Origin of the sequence: Paracoccus sp. SY (genome assembly GCF_002901215.1) — a bacterium.
Taxonomy (GTDB): Bacteria; Pseudomonadota; Alphaproteobacteria; order Rhodobacterales; family Rhodobacteraceae; genus Paracoccus; species Paracoccus acridae.
Genome location: NZ_NWMQ01000021.1, coordinates 1 through 17,329, shown reverse-complemented (window position 1 = coordinate 17,329; position 17,329 = coordinate 1). Strand labels below are relative to the sequence as shown.

Sequence of the window (17,329 nt, the reverse complement as noted above, 5' to 3'; positions counted from 1 at the left end):
GGCGCCCTGGACCGTTCACAGGTCGTGCCCGGCACAACGGGCGGTGTTCCGGATATGCTCCTGCATCCTGCGGCAGGCCGCCTCGGGGTCGCGGCTGGCCAGGGCTGCAAGGATCAGGCGGTGTTCGGCGATGGACTGTTCCATGCGCCCGGGATCGGTGTTCGGGATCGGCTGGCGCTGGGTTTCGCTCAGCAGATGCTTGAGGTTGCCGTAAACGCTTGCAAGGACGCGGTTGGGGCAGGCGTCGGCGATACCCTGGTGCAGGGCCAGATCGGCTTCGACATGCGCGACCAGATCCTGCCGGTGCCAGGCGTCCTCGAAGGCATCGGCCGCGGCGGTCAGGCCGGTAACCGCCGCTGAATCGATCGCATTGGCAGCCAGGCGGCACATCTCGCCCTCGACCAGAAGCCGGGTCTGGAACACGTCCCGCAGGGCATGGGCATCGTCATAACGCCAGGTCGTCCGCGGCGCTTGGGACGCAGGGTCCAGCACGAACGTCCCCCGCGCGGGAAGCGTCTGGATCAGGCCCAGCGTTTCCAGCGTCATCAGCGCCTCGCGCAGGGTCGGGCGCGACACCTGCAACTGTTCCGACAGAATCCGCTGCGACGGCAGCTTCTGCCCGGCCTTCAACTGGCCCGACCGGATCATGTCCTGCAACCGGCTGGCGACGCCCTGTGCCACCGGTCCCTTGTCCCACATCAATTCAACTGCCCTTCAATCCGGCGACGTCTGCCCGTCCTTATCCATATGCAACGGCATGGTTGCCAAGCGGGAAAAACCATGGCCATATTGGTCAGACCGGTTTGTCCGGTCAATCCAAAAAACAAGACAGGGAGATGTGGATGTTCTGGAATGGGGTTCGTGTCGCAGCCGTCACCGCCACCTTGCTGGCGGGTTCAGCCCTTGCGGCGGCGGCGCAGGAGAAACTGACTGTCGGGGCGAATATCGGCAACGTGCCTTGGGAATTCCAGGACGCGTCGGGCGACTTCGTCGGCTTCGAGATCGATCTTGTCGCCGCCGTGGCCGAACGCCTGGGCGCCGAGGTCGAGACGGTGAACATCCCGTTCAACGGCCTTTTCTCGGCCGTCCAGTCGGGGCGGATCGACATCGCCACCTCGTCCATCACCATCACGGACGAGCGGCTGCAATCGGTGTCCTTCGCGCAGCCCTATTATGACAGCGACCAGTCGCTGACGGCGCTTGCCACCGGACCCAAGTCGCTGGCCGAGATGAAGGGCAAGGTCGTGGGCGTCGATACGGGATCGACGGGCGACATGTGGGCGACCGAACATCAGGGCCAGTACGAATTCGCCGAGATCCGCCGCTATGAAGGGCTGGCGCCTGCCATGCTGGATCTGACCGCTGGGCGCATCGACGGCTATGTCTCGGACATTCCGGCGCTGCAGTATTACGTCAAGGACAAGCCCGAACTGGCCGTGGTCGAACGCATCCCGACGGGTGAGAAATATTCGATGATGTTCGCCAAGGATGCCGAACTGGCAACCCAGGTGAACGCCGTCCTGGACGACCTGAAGACGGAAGGCGTTCTGGCCCAGTTGCACGAGAAATGGTTCGGCGTGGCGCCCGAGGCAAGCTCCTCGACCGTGACCGTGCTGCCGATGCCCTCGCTCGACTGATCTTTGACGCCGGGTTCGGGGGGAATGGCCCCGGACCCGAAAGGATCCCATGGATATCTTCGACACCTTCCTGAACGCCGAGGTGATGCGGCGGACCTTTCCCATGCTGCTGCAGGGGCTGTGGATCACGCTGCAACTGGGGGCCGCCAGCATCGTCGCGGGCCTGGTTCTGGGGCTGGGCCTGTCGATGCTGCGGCTTTACGGACCCGCGCCGGTCCGCTTCCTGACGCGCGTCTATATCGACATCTTCCGGTCGATCCCGCTTCTGGTGCTGCTGATCATCGTCTATTACGCGCTGCCCTTCGTGGGCTTGCGCCTTTCGCCCTTCGTGTCCGCCATGACCGCGCTGACCCTGGTCTCCGGCGCCTATACAGCCGAAATCTTCCGCGCCGGGATCGAGGCCATTCCGAAGGGCCAGTTCGAAGCCTCGGCCGCTTTGGGTCTCAGCGGGCGGCAGACGATGGCGGACGTGATCCTGCCGCAGGCCGTCAAGATCGTCATTCCGCCGCTGACGAACAATTCGATCAACGTGGTCAAGGACACGGCCTTGGCATCGGTCGTCGCCATGCCCGACCTTCTGAAACAGGCGACGCAGGCGCAGGCCCTGGCGGCCAATCCGACGCCGCTGATCGTCGCGGCAGCGATCTATGTGGCTTTCCTGTGGCCGCTGGTGGCGCTGGTGTCGCGCATGGAACGCCGCTTCGCGGCCAGGAGGCGCTGAGATGGCCGGTTTCGTCAGCATCCGCAACCTGCGCAAATCCTATGGCAGCTTCGAGGCGCTGAAGGGCATCGACCTGGACGTCGCCAAGGGCGAGGTGGTCTGCATCATCGGCCCCTCGGGGTCGGGCAAGTCCACCCTGATCCGCTGCATCAACCGGCTGGAAAGCTTCTCGCCCGACAGCGAGATCCGCGTGGACGGCATTCCCGTCACCGCCGGCCGGGCCCTGGCGAAGGTGCGGGCCGAGGTGGGCATGGTGTTCCAGTCCTTCAACCTGTTCCCGCATCTGACGGTGCGCGAGAACGTCATGCTGGCCCCCCGCCGCGTGCGCGGCGCGTCGCGCGCGGATGCCGCAGCCCAGGCCGACCGCCTTCTGGCGCGCGTGGGCATCGCCAGCCAGGCCGACAAGTATCCCGAACATCTGTCGGGCGGCCAGCAGCAGCGCGTGGCGATCGCCCGCGCCCTGGCGATGGAGCCGCAGGTGATGCTGTTCGACGAACCGACAAGCGCCCTTGACCCCGAGATGGTGGGCGAGGTGCTGGACGTCATGCGCGATCTGGCCCGCACCGGCGTCACCATGATCGTCGTCACGCACGAGATGGGCTTTGCATCCCAGGTCGCCGACCGGGTGATCTTCATGGATGGCGGCCAGATCGTCGAACAGGGCCCGCCGTCGCAGGTCTTGTCGAACCCGCAGGAAACCCGCACGCGCAACTTTCTGGGCGCTGTCCTGAACCACTAAGGAAAAACAAGAATGACGACAGAATTGGACATGGCCTATGTGCAGGCGCAATTTCCCGGCCTTGCCAGCGACTGGGTCTTTTTCGACAATGCCGGCGGCGCCCAGATCGCCAAGCCCGCTTTGGACCGGATGGTCGAGTTCCTGACCCACCGCAACGTCCAGATCGGCGGCAGCTATGCCGTGTCGCAATCCGCGGCCGAGGCGCTGATGACGGGCCGCCGGGCCGCCGCCACCCTGGTCAACGCCGCCCGCCCCGAGGAGATCGTCTTCGGCCCCTCGACCACGGTGCTGATGGGCAACCTGATGCAGGCCATGCGCCGCCAGTTCCAGCCGGGCGACGAGGTGATCGTCACCATGGCCGACCACGAAAGCAACATCGGCCCTTGGATGCGGCTTCAGGAATTCGGCGTCACCATCAAGGTCTGGCCGCTGAACGCGCAGACGATGGACCTGCAACTGGCCGACCTGGAGCCGCTGATGACCGACCGCACCCGGCTGGTCTGCGTCACGCATGTGTCGAACATCCTTGGCAAGGTTCATCCGGTCGCGGATTTCGCCCGCTTCGTCCACGACCGGGGCGCGCGGATCTGCGTGGATGCGGTGGCCTATGCGCCGCACCGGTTGATCGACGTGCGGGCCTGGGATGTCGATTACTATGTCTTCAGCCTTTACAAGGCCTATGGCCCGCATGGCGCGCTGATGTATGGCAAATACGACCTGCTGGCCGAACTGGACGGGCTTTACCATTACTTTTACGGCAAGGACAAAGTGACGGCCAAGCTGGAGCCGGGCAATCCCAGCTATGAGGCGGCCTATGCCACCGACGGCATCCTGGAATACCTGACCGACCTTGCGCGGCACCATGGCGCGACCGGCGACGACCGTGCCCTGCTGGAGGCGGCGTTCCGGCTGATCACCGCGCAGGAAGACGCGCTGACCGACCGCCTGCTGGCCTGGCTGTCGGGGCGCAACGACTGCCGCATTATCGGCGAGGCGTTGAACCGGAACAGCACCCGCGTGCCCACGATCGCCTTCAAGTTCGACGGCGTGGATTCGGGCGCGATGGCGCGGGCCATGGACGATCACGGCATCGCCATGCGCTTTGGCGATTTCCATTCCCGCCGCCTGGTCGAACACCTGGGTCAGGATCGGGACGGGGGCGTCCTGCGCGTGTCGATGGTCCATTACAACACGGTGGAACAGGTGGACCGCCTGACGGACGCGCTGACCCGGATCCTTGCGGATGCTGCCGCATGAGCCAGCTGGATCTGGTGATCTCGGGCGGGACCGTGGTCACGGCCGCCGACAGCTTTCCGGCGGATGTCGGCATCAGGGACGGCCGCATCGTCCAGATCGGGGAAGGCCTTGCCGGGGCCGACCGGATCGACGCCACCGGCCTTCTGGTCCTGCCGGGCGGGATCGACGCGCATGTGCATCTGGACCAGCCGACGTCGGACGGCACGCTCATGGCCGACGGCTTTGCCAGCGGCACCCGGTCGGCGGCGGCCGGGGGCAACACGACCGTTTTGCCCTTCGCCCTGCAGATCAAGGGACAGTCCCTGCGGTCCTGCGTCGAGGACTATCATCGCAAGGCCCAGGGAAACTGCCATACCGATGTTTCCTTCCACCTGATCGTCAGCGACCCGACCCCGCAGGTGCTGGGACAGGAACTGCCCGCGCTCGTGCGGGACGGATATACCTCGTTCAAGGTCTTCATGACCTATGACGACCTGGTGCTGAACGACGCCGAACTGCTGGACGTGTTCGAGGTCGCGCGGCGCGAACGGGCCCTGGTGATGGTTCATGCCGAAGGCCATGACGCGATCAAGCATCTGACCCGCAGGCTTGAATCCGAGGGCCGCACCGCGCCCTTTTACCACGGCCAGGCCCATGCCCAGATCGCCGAGCGAGAGGCGACCCACCGCGCCATCAGCCATGCGCAATTGATCGACCTGCCCATCGTCATCGTCCATGTCTCGGGCCGCGACCCGATGGAGCAGATCCAGTGGGCGCGCGCACGCGGCCTGCGGGTCCATGCCGAAACCTGTCCCCAATACATCGCCCTGACCGCCGACGACCTGCGCGGCCTGAACATGGATTTCGAGGGCGCGAAATACGTCTGTTCGCCCCCGCCGCGCGACGCCGACAGCCAGGCGGCGATCTGGCAGGGGTTGCGCGACGGGACCTTCGACATCTTCTCGTCGGATCATTGCCCGTTCCGCTTCGCCGGCGAGGCCAGCAAGGACAATCCCCGTGCCCGGACATCCTTCCGATGGGTTCCGAACGGCATCCCCGGCGTCGAGACGCGCCTGCCGATCCTGTTTTCGGAAGGGGTAATCAAGGGCCGCATCAGCCTTCAGCGTTTCGTCGCTCTGACCTCGACCAATCCCGCGCGGCTTTACGGGCTTTATCCGCAAAAGGGCAGCATCGCGGTGGGGGCCGACGCGGACCTGACCCTGTGGGATCCCCGGACGACGCGGACGATCCGCCAGGACGACCTGAACCACGGCTGCGACTACACGCCCTATGAAGGCATGGAGATCACCGGCTGGCCCGTCCGGACCCTGTTGCGGGGACGAACGATCGCCCTGAACGGCCGGCCCATGGGCGATCCCGGGGGCAGGCACCTGGCGCGCAGGACCAGCGAGGCGTTTGGCGAGGGTTCCGGGCAGGGACCGGACCGGGGCCGCGAAAGGCTGCTGCCTTCGTCCTGGGGATAGCCGCTGCCCCCTGATCGCAGGCGCAGGTCACCAGCCGCCTGTATCAGAACCCGGCGGCTGGCCCTTTCGCCTCGGCAAAGGATTTCACCAGAAACTCCAGCAAGGTCCGCGTCCGCCGGGGCAGGCGGCGTTGGGGCAGATAGACCGCGTGCATGTTCAGGCAGGGTCCGTGAAAGCGCGGCAGGACGCGGACCAACCGACCCTCGGCAAGATCATCCCTGACAACGTAATCGGGACAAAGCGCGATCCCCTCGTCCCGCACTGCCAGGTCGCGGGCGATCCGCGCGTTGTTGACCTGGAAGCCACCGGTCACCCGGACGCGATGTTCCTGCTTGCCGTCCCTCAACGGCCAGCTTCCATCGCCGCGCATGTTGGTGTCGCAGATGCAAAGGTGGTCAGCCAGGTCGCCCGGTGTTTCGGGATGGCCATGCCGGTCCAGATAACCCGGCGAGGCGACCGCAAGCAGCGACATCGTGCCCAACTTGCGCGCGATCAGCGACGAGGCCTCCAGATGCCCGATGCGCAAGGCCAGATCGACCCCGTCCGCCACCAGGTCCACGAAGCGATCCGACAGGCGCAGGTCGATGACCAGGTCGGGATGGTCCGCCCGGAAGCGCCGCAACAAAGGTGCGACCACAAGTTCCCCGTGCGTCACCGCGGCCGAGACACGGATCGTCCCCGACAAGCCGCGCTGCGCATCGCGCAGGTCGGCGGTCATTTCGTCCAGCAGGCCCAGCCAGGCAGGGGCCTGGGCCATCAGCCGTTCGCCTGCGGGCGTCAGACCCAGGCGGCGGGTGGTGCGATGAAGAAGCTGCGTGCCCATCCGCGCCTCAAGCTCGGCCATGTATTTCGAGGCGAGCTTCGGCGTGATCCCCACCCGACGCGCCGCCCCTGCGAAGGAACCCGTTTCGACAGCCGACACGAAGACCCGCATCCCATCAACCAGATCCATCCCGTACCTCATTCGGAACAAAGCGGCGATTATCATACGCCAATACCGCCATTTCTGCCACAGGCCGCCGATGGCATATTGTCTGCATGAGATCAGCGCCGGGACAGGACAACCGTTCCCGCCGGCCATTTGTCAGGAGAAACACCATGATCGACCACAAGACCGCCCCCATGGGCATCCTTGCACTGCGCGTCACCACGGGTGCGCTGTTCCTTGTCCACGGACTGGTCAAGCTTTTCGTCTTCACGCCGGCCGGAACCGCGGGCTTCTTTGAATCGCTGGGCCTGCCGGGCGCGCTCGGCTATCTTACCATGCTGTTCGAGATCCTGGGCGGCCTGGCGCTGATCCTGGGCGTGAAGGCGCGGCTGGTCTCGGCCGCCTTTGTGCCGGTCCTGCTGGGCGCGGCGATCTTCGGGCATGGCAGCGCGGGCTTCAACTGGTCCAATGCGGGCGGCGGCTGGGAATACCCGGTGATGTGGGCCGTCGTGCAGGCCGCGCTGGCCCTGTTGGGTGACGGTCCCTATGCCCTGGCGCCCACGCAGAAGCGCGCCTGAACCTTTTGGCCGCGCCGCCCGTTGCGGCGCGGTTCCCCCTTGATGACGGAGAACGACATGCTGGTGAACGGAACATGGACGACGGATTGGCACCCGGTGCAGGCCAAGGACGACCAGGGGCGCTTCGTGCGGCAGGTGTCGTCCTTTCGCAACTGGATCACGCCCGATGGCAGCCCCGGCCCGACCGGCACGGGCGGCTTCAAGGCCGAGGCCGGGCGTTATCGCCTGTATGTGGCGCTGATCTGCCCCTGGGCGTCGCGGACGTTGATCGCGCGCAAGCTGAAGGGGCTGGAGGATCTGGTGGCCGTGACGGTGGTGAACCCGGTCCTGACCGACCAGGGCTGGGCCTTTGGCGGCCATCCCGGCGCGGATGCCGACCCGCTGCACGGGGCGGGGCATCTGCACCAGCTCTATACCCGCGCGGATGCCAACTATACCGGCCGCGCGACTGTGCCCTTGCTGTGGGATGAACGAACCGACACCGCCGTCAGCAACGAAAGCGCCGAGATCCTGCGCATGTTCAACAGCGCCTTTGCCGGTCTGGTGCCGGACAGGCCCGATCTTTATCCCGCCGACCTGGCGACCCGGATCGACGCGCTGAACGCCCAGATCTATGACGGCCTGAACAACGGCGTCTACAAGGCCGGCTTCGCTTCCTCGCAGGCCGCCTATAACGAGGCGGTGGCGGGCGTCTTCGAGATGCTCGACCGGCTGGAGGATCGGCTGGATGGCCCTTACCTGTTCGGCGAGCGATTGACCGAAACCGACATTCGCCTGTTCGTGACGCTGATCCGCTTCGACGCGGCCTATCACGGGCTGTTCAAGGCCAACATCCGCCGCATCGCGGATTATCCCCGCCTGTCGGCCTATCAGGAACGGATCCTGCGCCTGCCCGGCGTGGCGGAAACCGTGAACCTCGACCACATCAAGGCGGGATATTACTCGATCAAGGCGCTCAACCCCACCGGGATCGTGCCTGCGGGGCCCGAGCATGTGATCCGAATGCTGGAGCAGGCGCGGGGATGACGTCGCCGGATCGGATCCGGCGGATCAAGGCTGGCCGGCCTTTGTCAAAGGGCTAGGCCCTGCCACCACGCTGTTCGGCCCAGGTCTTGTAGATCACCGGGTCGTTGCTGTCTTCCGGCGGAAGATGGGTGATCTCGGCCCATGATTGCTGGGACAGCGGCACCGACAGGTCTTGCGTGACCTGTGCCGTGGACAGCCCGTAGGGCGCGCCGTTTTCATTCGAATAGGCAAAGACGACCCGCGTCACGCCGGCAAGCCGCATTGCCGCCAGGCACATGGGGCAGGGCTGTCCGCTGGCATAAACGGTGCAGCCGTCAAGCCGGGTGCTTCCGGTCGCCGCCCCGGCGGCGCGAAGCGCCAGCAGTTCGGCATGCGCCGTGGGATCCTTGTCGGCATCCATCCTGTTCACGCCACGGGCGATGATCGCGCCGTCCCGGACCACGACCGCGCCGAACGGGCGGCCTTTCGCGGCCAGGTTGTCTTTCGCCAGATCAATGGCTTCTTGAAGAAAGGACGTGTCGGTCATCATGCACCCGAGGTCAGAGGATATCACGAAAGGCCAGGACGGCGCGTCCGTCCTATCCTTCGTCCTTAGCCGTCCTGCCCTGCTTGCTCAAGCGGCGGCAATCAGGCGGCGCATCGCCGTCGTGCCGCATGTGCGGTCGTCGTGTTGCAGTTCCGGCAGCATGAGGGTGGTGGCCTTTCTCTGGCGGTGGTCCGCCATGGCCTGCTTCCGTTCCGCAAAGGGATCGCACCGTCACGCTATGGGATCAGGGGGGCTGTCGGAACGCCATCGGGCGACGGGAGGGACGACGGTTTTTCCATGGCTCGTCGCCCGATGTGCCGCAAGGCCGACGCCGGCTGACCCGGTGCGTCCGCGCCATGAATGTCCTTCATGACAAGATCATCGCGTGTCGTCGGGAACATCGCCGTCGGGAAGCCTGCGGCACCTTCGTGGCTGGCCTTTCGAAATCGCGCATCAGGAACCGGCAGCGCCGCAGCCCCGTTTGCTGGGATGAGCAGCAAAGACACCAATCTCTCCGACCTTGTGGGCGACCTGCGCGAGCTTGGAGAACAGCAGGATCAGGTCAGCGTCCACGATATCCACGAGGCCTTGGGCGAACGCAGCTTCGGCCCCTTTCTGGCCATTCCCGCGCTGATCGAGATCACCCCGATCGGCGGCATCCCCGGCCTTCCGACGGTGATCGCCCTTGTGATTGCCCTTGTCTCGGCCCAGCTTCTGTTTGGCCGCGATCACCTCTGGCTTCCCGGACTTCTCGAGCGCCAGACACTGAAGGGCGACCGCATCAAGAAGGGGATGGATTGGCTGGAACGGCCGGCAGGCTGGATCGACCGGGTGCTGCGGCGGCGGCTTTCCTGGCTTTCGGGAAAGGCAGGCCTGCGCGTCGTTGCGCTGCTTTGCATTTTCCTGTGCATGACCGTTCCGCCGCTGGAACTTCTGCCCTTTGCCTCCTCGATCCCGATGGGTGCCATCGCCTTGATGGGCCTGGGATTGATGGCAAGGGACGGGCTCGTGATCCTTCTTGCGGGTTTGGGCGCCCTTGTCGGATTGGGCGCGCTGCTTCTGACCACCCTGGGGGGTGGCTGAGCCTGTCACGAAGGCTGGAACCCTCGGCAGTCCGGGTCAGCAAATGAAGGCTGAGGAATCAGCATCGCTGGACGGACCGGGCGGACTGCCCCTTTCGGGACAGTCCGGGACGTAAGCCGGCGGTCAAACCCCGGTGGCTTCAAGGGGTCTCGGGCTTGTCTTCCCCGGACACCAACTCCCGCAGGGCTGTCACAAGCGTCTCGCGGCAGGCCGCATCGTCCTGGCCCGCCTGGGCCCTTGCCTCGTCCAGCGAGGCGCGGAGCCGCTGCACCTGATCGCCGGCCTCGGGCGGGGGGGCATGGCCCGGTGCCTGCGGGGGCTGGGGATCCTGCGCCGCCTCGGTCGCGGTCGCGTCATTGCCTGGGGCCTCGGTGTCGGTCATCGCCCGGGCCTCGCGGGCACCGGCGACGCCCTGCCCGCCCGATGACGAGGCGATGGACTCTCTCGATGCCTGGTCCAGGACCTCGTCCATCAGGTCCAGATGCGACGCGCAATCGGCCGCAGCGGCTGTCCCGGCAAGGGCCAGGAGCGTGGCGGTCAGGGCAGACCGGAAGGGGATCATGGCTCTCTCCTAGCTGGTCAGTTGATTGCCGACCGGCAACCGGCGGATGCGCTGGCCCGTGGCGGCAAAGATGGCGTTGACGATGGCGGGGGTGACGGGCGGCAGGCCGGGTTCGCCGACGCCGCCAAGGGGTTGGTCGGGATCCTCGCCGCCAACCAGGTGGACGTGGATTTTGCGCGGCGCGCTGTCCATGCGGGGCACCAGATAGCTGTCGAAGTTGTCCTGCTGCGCCCGTCCTTCGGCAAAGGTGATCTGCGACATCAGGGCCTGCCCGGTGCCCATGATCACGGCACCTTCCATCTGCGACCGGATCCGGTCGGGGTTCACATGAGGGCCGCAGTCGATGGCGATATGGACGACGGGAACGCGCACATTGCCGTCCTCGCCCACCTCGACCTCGGCGGCCACCGCGACATAGCTGACAAAGCTGTAATGCGCGGCAAGGCCCAGGCCGCTGCGGGCCGGCATCTCCTTGCCCCATCCCGCGGCATCGCTTGCTGTCTCGATCACCCGGCGAAGGCGGCCGGTGTCAATGGGATAGCGCGCCGGATCCTCGCCATAGTTCCAGACATCGCCCTGTTCGGTCGGGTCGATCTTGCGGGCGGGTCCGATCACCTCCAGCAGGTAGTCGCGGTGATCGCGGCCCGCCTCGTGCGCCAGTTCGGCGATAAAGGACTGGATCGCGAAGGCATGCGGGATGTTGGACACGGACCGATACCAGCCGATCCGGGTATGGGCCTGGGCCTGCGGGTTCTCGGCCCGGACATTGGGGATGTCCAAGGGCATGTTGGTCAGCCCCATGCCCAGTTCGAAGGGCAGCTTTTGCATGGGATCGGGCGCGAAGATCGACCCGATGGTCGGCGCCGCCGTGCGGTGAAGCCAGGCGACGGGGCGGCCGTCCTGATCCAGCCCGGCCTGCAGATGCTCGACCGAGACGGTGTGATAGAAGCTGTGATGCAGGTCGTCTTCCCGCGTCCAGGTGACCTTGACGGGCCTGCCGTCCATTTCGCGGCTGAGAACGGCTGCTTCCAGCACGAAGTCGGGCTTGGACTTGCGCCCGAAGCCACCGCCCAGCAGGGTCACGTTCACCGTGACGTCCTTGGGATCGAGGCCCAGCTTTTCCGCCACCCGCACGCGCGTGACCTGGGGCGCCTGCACGCAGGCCCAGACCTCGCATTTGCCGTCGCGGATCATCGCCAGGGCTGACGGAGGCTCCATCGGTGCCTGCGCCAGATGGGGGATGTAGTATTCGGCCTCGAACCTGCGGGGCGCTTCCTGCAGGGCGGTCAGCGCGTCGCCCTGGTTGCGCACGACCGCGCCGTCGGTGCTGCGCGCGGCTTGTTCCAGTTCCCCCCGGAACGCCTCGCTGTCATAGGCGCCGTGGTCGCCGTTGTCCCATTCGATCACCAATGCCTCGCGGCCGCGCATGGCTGCCCAGGTGTTGGTAGCGATGACGGCAACCCCGCCAAGGGGCTGGAATTCGGACGGCTGGGGCGGGGGGTCGATCACCACGACCCGCTCGACGCCCGGCACCTCCAATGCGGCGGTCGCGTCATGGCTTGCGACCCGACCGCCGATGACGGGCGGGCGGGCAATGACCGCGAACAGCATGCCGTCGGCCTTGGCGTCGATGCCATAGACGGTGCCGCCGGTGACGATGGCGGGGTTGTCGATCAGGCCGATGTCGTCGCGACCGATATAGCGGAACTGGTCCGGCGATTTCAGCGTCAGGTTTTCGCGCGCCGGAACCTGGCCGCCCGCCGCGCGGGTCGCCATGTCGCCATAGCCCGCCTGCCGCCCGGATGCGGCATGGGCAAGGATGTGGTTCTCGGCCGTGACCTCGTCCACGGGCACGCCCCATTCGGCCGCCGCCGCTTCTCGCAGCATCTGCCGGGCGGCGGCGCCTGCGCGGCGCATCGGATGGAAGAAGTGGCGCAAGCTGCGCGAACCGTCGGTGTCCTGGTTGCCGAAGGTCGGCTCGTCCCCCGGCGCCTGTGCGACGCGCACGCGCGCCCAGTCCGCGTCCAGTTCATCCGCCACGGCCATGGCGATCGAGGTGCGGACCCCTTGTCCCATTTCCGATCGGTGCACGGTCACCGTGACCGTGCCATCGGGGTCGATGGCGACAAAGATGCGCGGATCGTCCTGCCAGCCATGCGGCATGGCATCGGCCCCGAACTTCAGCGGTTCCTCTTGCGCGGCAGTGGGCAGGCCAAGCGACAGGACCAGGGCGCCTGCGCCCATGCCCAGCAGAACGGCACGACGGCTGACGTTTTCCAGCACGGCCATCACCCTGCCTCCTGCCCGGCGGCGCGCTTGATGGCGGCGCGGATGCGTGGATAGGTGCCGCAACGGCAGATGTTCTGGGCCATCACGCCGTCGATGTCGTCGTCCGTGGGATCGGGCGTTTCGGCCAGCAGGGCCGCGGCCTGCATCATCTGGCCGGACTGGCAATAGCCGCATTGCGCCACGTTCAACTCCCGCCACGCAACCTGGACAGGATGGCTGGCATCGGGCGACAGGCCCTCAATGGTGACGACCTCGGCACCCTCGGCCACCGTCATCGGGGTGACGCAGGAAAAGCTGGCCACGCCGTCGATATGGACCACGCAGGCGCCGCAATAGCCCGCGCCGCATCCGAACTTGGTGCCGGTCAGGCCCAGTTCATCGCGCAGATACCACAACAGCGGCATGTCAGGGTCGCCCCCGAAGTTGCGCGCCTGTCCGTTCACGGTCAGATCCATGATGTCCCCCTTGCTGGTGCAACCGATCCGGTGTCGGCCGCGTCTGGCATTTGGCTGCTCGTGCCATCTGCAGGCGAGCGGGCCAAGCTCTGTAAACCCGAAAGTGGCAAGAGTGTTCCAGCACTCCGATCCGTAATTTCAGGCGGCCTGGGGGTGGCCGTGACGTGGGTTCAGACAAGGCCCGGCTACCGGCGGGATGCCGGGGCCGGGGATGTTGGGCGACATGACCCTGTTGCCGTACCCAAAGGATCCAGCCTGCAAGGAAGGTGTGCAGGGTTGTGCGGAACTCTGCTTCCTTTCGGAAGGTTTGGTTGCGGAACTGCTGTGCAGGGCATTGGAAGGATCCCAAAGTGCTCGACCTTCTTGCCTCGACTTATGCCAGGCGCGACGACCTGGGCTGCGATGCCTCGGCCGGCATCCATGACTTTGGAGGACCAATCCAGAAGCACGATCCGGTCCATGTCATCGTCCAAGGGACAGGCTTTGTTCTTTTTCTGGACCTCATCCGATCGGTGCCCCTGTGATCCCACCCCTTCCGCCACGCGGCAGCGGGCCGCTGATCCAGTCCCAGCAAGGCGATCTGCTGCGCCTTGCGGCGGGCCTTGTGATCTCAGCCATCATCGTCGCCGCCCTGTATTACGGGCAGGCGGTGCTGATCCCGCTGGCCATCGCCTTCCTGATCAGCTTTGCCCTGGGACCGGTGGTCCACTGGCTGGTGCGGCGGGGCTTGTCGCGCATCCTGGCGGTCGCCCTGACCATGGTGCTGGTGCTGACCGTGCTGGGCGCGGTGGGCACGCTTGTCGGCATCCAGATGCGGTCGCTCAGCGCGCAGTTGCCGACCTATCAGACCACCATCCGCAGCAAGATCGAGGATCTGGGCGCCCGGATGAAGGGGCCCGGCATCCTGGAAGGCGCGATGCAGACCGTGGACACCGTGCAGAAGGAAGTGGCCGAGGTGGTGGGCGGGGGCGAGGAGAACGAAGTCCCGCCCCAGCGGGTGCGGGTGATTCCCGAACCGGTTTCGCCCTTCGAAACGGCGCTGTTGTGGCTGTCGCCGTTGCTTGCGCCCCTTGCCACGGCCGGCATCGTGCTGGTCTTCGTGGTGCTGATCCTGCTGGACCAGGGGGATCTGCGCGACAGGCTGTTGCGGCTGCTGGGCGGCAACATGTTCCGGTCCACCGACGCCCTTGAGGAAGCAAGCAGGCGCATCTCGAAATACCTGCTGATGCAACTGGTGGTGAACGTCACCTATGCGATCCCGATGGCCCTCGGGCTTTGGCTGATCGGGGTGCCGGGCTTCATCCTGTGGGGCACGCTGGCCGCCGTGATGCGCTTCATCCCCTATGTCGGGCCGATCCTGTCGGCGGTCTTCCCGCTGAGCCTGGCCTTTGCGGTCGATCCCGGATGGAACATGGTGCTGATGACCGCAGGCCTGATCCTGGTGCTGGAGCTTGTCTCGAACAACGTGATCGAGCCGCTGCTCTATGGCACCAGCACGGGGCTTTCGGTGCTGTCGCTGATCGCCGCCGCGACCTTCTGGACGGCGATCTGGGGACCGGTGGGGCTGGTCCTGTCCACGCCGCTGACCGTCTGCCTGCTGGTCGTTGGCCGCTATATCCCGCAGCTGTCGATCTTGGAAACGCTTCTGGGATCCAGTCCCGCCCTCAGTCGTCACACGCGCATCTATCAGCGGCTGATCGCCAACGATCCCGACGACGCCATCGACATCGCCGAAGATGCGATCGAGGAAACATCCGTCACCCAGTTCTATAACGACGAGGGGATGGAGGTGCTGTGCCAGGCTAGCATCGATTATATCAACAACGCCCGCGCCGAACACAGGCTGCGGATCGCCAACGGCATGGACGAACTGCTGGAAGCGATCCGCGAGGACCATCCCGCCGACCTGCCCGAAGGTGCCGCGCCCCGCGTCGCCTGCATTCCCGGCAAATGGGAAATCGACCGCCAGGCCTGCGAGATGCTGGTCCACAGCCTGCAACTGGACGGGGTGCCGGCGGTATCCAGGGCCTATGGCAGCACCACTTCGCGCTATGTCGCCGGGCTGGAACTGGAAGGGGTCGAGATCGTGGTGCTGAGCTTCTTCAGCAGCGAACCCGACGCCGCCGCCCGCAACCTGACCCGCCGTCTTCGGGCGCGGTGGCCCCGGCTCAAGATCGTGCTGGGCCTGTGGGGCGTGCCCCTGGAGGAACTGGACCGGCACGGCGCCGAGATGCTTGGCGCGGATGCCGTCGTGGCCTCGATCAACGAGGCGGCGCGCCGCATCCTGCTGCTGTTGCGGAACGCAGAGGACAAGACGGTCGGGATCGTCCAGGATCCCCAGGCGGTCGAAGCCCGGAACGAGACCCTGAAGAAGGTGCCGCTGGACGATCCTGACTTGCGCGAGGATCTGAACGATCTGGCAATCCGGGCCGCCGATGTGTTCGACGTCAAGACCGCCGCCATCATCGCCATCGGCCCTCGGCAGGAACTGCTGATCGGGGCCAATCGCGAACTGCCCGGCCTGGGCATCGACCCTCAGGCTAAGGTCATGGTGCTGCCGCAGGATGCCTCGATGGCCTCCTTGCTGCTGGCGGAAGCACGGTCCTTGATCGTTCCCGACATCGAACGCGACCCGCTGCTTGCCGAGAATGCCGTCCTGCGGGCCTGGTCCGCCCGTGCCCTTGCCGCCGCGCCGATGCGCCAGGCGGATGGGGTTGTTCTGGGCGCCCTGTGCCTGATCCATGACGAGGTGCGCGACCTCGAGGACAAGGAACGCGAGCTTCTTGAAACCCTCGCGGCCGAAGTGGCCGAGCGCCTGACCGGAGAGGCGGCCCCCCCGACCGAAAACCCCGCCGAGCCGTCCTTGTCGGCCACCGTGGGACAGCAGGTGCCGGAATAGAAGCATGGCGCTTCGCCTCTGAAGGACCGGAAGCCAGTTTCGAATACGATGATCTGCGAGGCCAGGGCTTGTGCGCCCAAGCTTCGCATGACGGTGTCAGCGGCAGTGGACGGTCCGGGGCAGCTTCGCTGGCGGAGCTGTCCGGGCCTGATCTTGTCGTTTCCTGCAAAGGCAGGAGGGTCTTGGCGGTCTTTGGCCAATGGAAACATCGGGCAGATCTCAGCTCGGCATTTTCAAGAACGCGCTTTGCTGGTTGAGGGAAAAGAAGCAGCCTGGCCGGATGGCCTCAACAAGAGCTTTCCGGTTCGGTGCGGATTTGCATGATGATCAAGGCACCCAGGGGTCAGAAGCATCCCGGGAAACGACAAGGAAGAACAAGGGCAGTGATATGAACCTCAACTTGAAGGCGCGGGTGTGCTTGACCCTGGCCGCGGCTGCGCTCGTGCTGTCGGGCTGCGGCTTCGGCTCCCGCATGTCAGAGCAGGAGTGCATGGAACGGGCCATGTATTTCGAATCGAACCGTTCCAGCCGGGACGGCATGATCGCTGTCGGCAGCGTCGTCATGAACCGGGTCCAATCGGGGCAGTATCCCCGTTCGGTCTGCGGGGTGGTGGCCCAGAAGAACCAGTTCGCGCCGGGGATCATGAAGCGCAAGATGAACCTCAAGACGGCGCCGCAGGTGCGCGAGGCCGCCCGATCCGTCCTGCGCGGTGAGCGTCACCCCCTGATCGGCAATGCGATGTTCTTCCATACTGCGGGACACCGTTTCCCTTATGACAACATGCATTACGTTCTCGTGACGGGCGGCAACGCCTTCTACGAGAAGCGCCGGAACTATCTTGTGACGCGCCCTGTTCCGCCGCAGCTGATCGAGGGGATCACCCGGCGATAGCCGGTCGTTGCCGGTGAGGTCAGCCTGCGGCTTCTTTCCTGTGCATGTCAGATCACGCGCGGGCTGGATGATTCCGAATGAGCAGCGTCAGCTGGCGAAGCACGGTTTCCATCGCGCCAGCGGCCCGTTCCCGGGCAGATCCCGTTGTCCTTAAGGCCGTCATGGCTCCAGTTCAGCCCGGAATTCGCCGGAAAGCCCTGTTCCGAAGGCATCGGAACGCCCACCGGAAAATAATTGTCCGCGGGAAGAAATTTCCCCTTGCAAGTTGGGGATT

General features: G+C 65.8%; 17 protein-coding genes. 11 read left to right on the top strand and 6 right to left on the bottom strand.

The window, feature by feature from the left end; genetic code table 11:
* Positions 1–15: 15 nt before the first annotated feature.
* Positions 16–699 (bottom strand): FadR/GntR family transcriptional regulator, encoded by a 684-nt coding sequence (locus CK944_RS14650; RefSeq protein WP_103173813.1) that lies wholly within the window; start codon positions 697–699, stop codon positions 16–18.
* A gap of 143 nt (positions 700–842) precedes the next feature.
* Between CK944_RS14650 and CK944_RS14645 the strand changes: the two genes are divergently transcribed.
* From CK944_RS14645 to hydA, 5 genes are read left to right on the top strand one after another with little or no spacing between them, the layout of a single operon-like run.
* Positions 843–1,637 carry a transporter substrate-binding domain-containing protein gene (locus CK944_RS14645; protein ID WP_103173844.1) on the top strand — a complete coding sequence of 265 codons (795 nt, stop codon included), beginning with the start codon at positions 843–845 and terminating at the stop codon, positions 1,635–1,637.
* A 49-nt stretch (positions 1,638–1,686) separates the two neighbouring features.
* Positions 1,687–2,358 (top strand): amino acid ABC transporter permease, encoded by a 672-nt coding sequence (locus tag CK944_RS14640; protein ID WP_103173812.1) that lies wholly within the window; start codon positions 1,687–1,689, stop codon positions 2,356–2,358.
* 1 nt (position 2,359) lies between these two features.
* Positions 2,360–3,097 (top strand): amino acid ABC transporter ATP-binding protein, encoded by a 738-nt coding sequence (locus CK944_RS14635; RefSeq protein WP_103173811.1) that lies wholly within the window; start codon positions 2,360–2,362, stop codon positions 3,095–3,097.
* 12 nt (positions 3,098–3,109) lie between these two features.
* A complete protein-coding gene (locus CK944_RS14630) occupies positions 3,110–4,354 on the top strand; it encodes a cysteine desulfurase-like protein (protein WP_103173810.1) in 1,245 nt (414 codons plus the stop codon).
* Positions 4,351–5,817 carry a dihydropyrimidinase gene (gene hydA / locus CK944_RS14625; RefSeq protein WP_103173809.1) on the top strand — a complete coding sequence of 489 codons (1,467 nt, stop codon included), beginning with the start codon at positions 4,351–4,353 and terminating at the stop codon, positions 5,815–5,817. The genes CK944_RS14630 and hydA overlap by 4 nt, the downstream gene beginning before the upstream one ends.
* A gap of 43 nt (positions 5,818–5,860) precedes the next feature.
* Here hydA and CK944_RS14620 read toward each other — a convergent pair whose 3' ends face one another.
* Positions 5,861–6,769, bottom strand: a complete 909-nt coding sequence (locus CK944_RS14620; RefSeq protein WP_103173808.1) for a LysR family transcriptional regulator — start codon at positions 6,767–6,769, stop codon at positions 5,861–5,863.
* Between the two features lie 146 nt (positions 6,770–6,915).
* On the opposite strand from CK944_RS14620, the gene CK944_RS14615 reads away from it, so the two are divergent.
* Together CK944_RS14615 and CK944_RS14610 are read left to right on the top strand one after the other, a co-directional pair.
* Positions 6,916–7,323, top strand: a complete 408-nt coding sequence (locus CK944_RS14615; RefSeq protein ID WP_103173807.1) for a DoxX family protein — start codon at positions 6,916–6,918, stop codon at positions 7,321–7,323.
* 57 nt (positions 7,324–7,380) lie between these two features.
* Positions 7,381–8,349, top strand: coding sequence for a glutathione S-transferase family protein (locus CK944_RS14610; RefSeq protein WP_103173806.1), 969 nt, complete (start codon positions 7,381–7,383; stop codon positions 8,347–8,349).
* 52 nt (positions 8,350–8,401) lie between these two features.
* Here the strand turns inward: CK944_RS14610 and CK944_RS14605 are convergent, their stop codons facing one another.
* Positions 8,402–8,878 (bottom strand): nucleoside deaminase, encoded by a 477-nt coding sequence (locus tag CK944_RS14605; protein WP_239986080.1) that lies wholly within the window; start codon positions 8,876–8,878, stop codon positions 8,402–8,404.
* A 486-nt stretch (positions 8,879–9,364) separates the two neighbouring features.
* Here CK944_RS14605 and CK944_RS14600 point away from each other — a divergent pair, with 486 nt between their 5' ends.
* On the top strand, positions 9,365–9,958 hold the full coding sequence (locus tag CK944_RS14600; protein WP_103173805.1) for an exopolysaccharide biosynthesis protein: 594 nt from the start codon (positions 9,365–9,367) through the stop codon (positions 9,956–9,958).
* 139 nt (positions 9,959–10,097) lie between these two features.
* Here the strand turns inward: CK944_RS14600 and CK944_RS14595 are convergent, their stop codons facing one another.
* From CK944_RS14595 to CK944_RS14585, 3 genes are read right to left on the bottom strand one after another with little or no spacing between them, the layout of a single operon-like run.
* Positions 10,098–10,520, bottom strand: coding sequence for a hypothetical protein (locus CK944_RS14595; protein ID WP_103173804.1), 423 nt, complete (start codon positions 10,518–10,520; stop codon positions 10,098–10,100).
* A 9-nt stretch (positions 10,521–10,529) separates the two neighbouring features.
* Positions 10,530–12,809 (bottom strand): xanthine dehydrogenase family protein molybdopterin-binding subunit, encoded by a 2,280-nt coding sequence (locus tag CK944_RS14590; RefSeq protein ID WP_103173803.1) that lies wholly within the window; start codon positions 12,807–12,809, stop codon positions 10,530–10,532.
* Positions 12,809–13,267 carry a (2Fe-2S)-binding protein gene (locus CK944_RS14585; protein WP_103173802.1) on the bottom strand — a complete coding sequence of 153 codons (459 nt, stop codon included), beginning with the start codon at positions 13,265–13,267 and terminating at the stop codon, positions 12,809–12,811. Before CK944_RS14585 ends, CK944_RS14590 begins: the two co-directional genes overlap by 1 nt.
* Before the next feature lie 347 nt (positions 13,268–13,614).
* Here CK944_RS14585 and CK944_RS23250 point away from each other — a divergent pair, with 347 nt between their 5' ends.
* The 3 genes from CK944_RS23250 (at position 13,615) to CK944_RS14575 (ending at position 17,055) form a co-directional block, all read left to right on the top strand.
* Complete coding sequence (locus CK944_RS23250; RefSeq protein WP_158248012.1) at positions 13,615–13,788, top strand: hypothetical protein; 174 nt, start codon at positions 13,615–13,617, stop codon at positions 13,786–13,788.
* Entirely contained in the window at positions 13,785–16,163 is a 2,379-nt protein-coding gene (locus tag CK944_RS14580; RefSeq protein WP_103173801.1) for an AI-2E family transporter, read from the top strand. The genes CK944_RS23250 and CK944_RS14580 overlap by 4 nt, the downstream gene beginning before the upstream one ends.
* Positions 16,164–16,551: 388 nt before the next feature.
* Positions 16,552–17,055: a cell wall hydrolase gene (locus CK944_RS14575; RefSeq protein WP_192877764.1), complete on the top strand. Its 504-nt coding sequence runs from the start codon at positions 16,552–16,554 to the stop codon at positions 17,053–17,055.
* The last annotated feature ends 274 nt before the right edge of the window (positions 17,056–17,329 follow it).

Excerpts from the sequence above, each read along its gene's own strand:
- CK944_RS14605 (WP_239986080.1), bottom strand. The coding sequence starts at position 8,878 with ATGATGACCGACACGTCCTTTCTTCAAGAAGCCATTGATCTGGCGAAA.
- CK944_RS14600 (WP_103173805.1), top strand. The coding sequence starts at position 9,365 with ATGAGCAGCAAAGACACCAATCTCTCCGACCTTGTGGGCGACCTGCGC.
- CK944_RS14640 (WP_103173812.1), top strand. The coding sequence starts at position 1,687 with ATGGATATCTTCGACACCTTCCTGAACGCCGAGGTGATGCGGCGGACC.
- CK944_RS14590 (WP_103173803.1), bottom strand. The coding sequence starts at position 12,809 with ATGGCCGTGCTGGAAAACGTCAGCCGTCGTGCCGTTCTGCTGGGCATG.
- CK944_RS14645 (WP_103173844.1), top strand. The coding sequence starts at position 843 with ATGTTCTGGAATGGGGTTCGTGTCGCAGCCGTCACCGCCACCTTGCTG.
- CK944_RS14575 (WP_192877764.1), top strand. The coding sequence starts at position 16,552 with ATGAACCTCAACTTGAAGGCGCGGGTGTGCTTGACCCTGGCCGCGGCT.
- CK944_RS14615 (WP_103173807.1), top strand. The coding sequence starts at position 6,916 with ATGATCGACCACAAGACCGCCCCCATGGGCATCCTTGCACTGCGCGTC.
- CK944_RS14610 (WP_103173806.1), top strand. The coding sequence starts at position 7,381 with ATGCTGGTGAACGGAACATGGACGACGGATTGGCACCCGGTGCAGGCC.
- CK944_RS14630 (WP_103173810.1), top strand. The coding sequence starts at position 3,110 with ATGACGACAGAATTGGACATGGCCTATGTGCAGGCGCAATTTCCCGGC.
- hydA (WP_103173809.1), top strand. The coding sequence starts at position 4,351 with ATGAGCCAGCTGGATCTGGTGATCTCGGGCGGGACCGTGGTCACGGCC.
- CK944_RS14620 (WP_103173808.1), bottom strand. The coding sequence starts at position 6,769 with ATGGATCTGGTTGATGGGATGCGGGTCTTCGTGTCGGCTGTCGAAACG.
- CK944_RS14650 (WP_103173813.1), bottom strand. The coding sequence starts at position 699 with ATGTGGGACAAGGGACCGGTGGCACAGGGCGTCGCCAGCCGGTTGCAG.
- CK944_RS14635 (WP_103173811.1), top strand. The coding sequence starts at position 2,360 with ATGGCCGGTTTCGTCAGCATCCGCAACCTGCGCAAATCCTATGGCAGC.
- CK944_RS14595 (WP_103173804.1), bottom strand. The coding sequence starts at position 10,520 with ATGATCCCCTTCCGGTCTGCCCTGACCGCCACGCTCCTGGCCCTTGCC.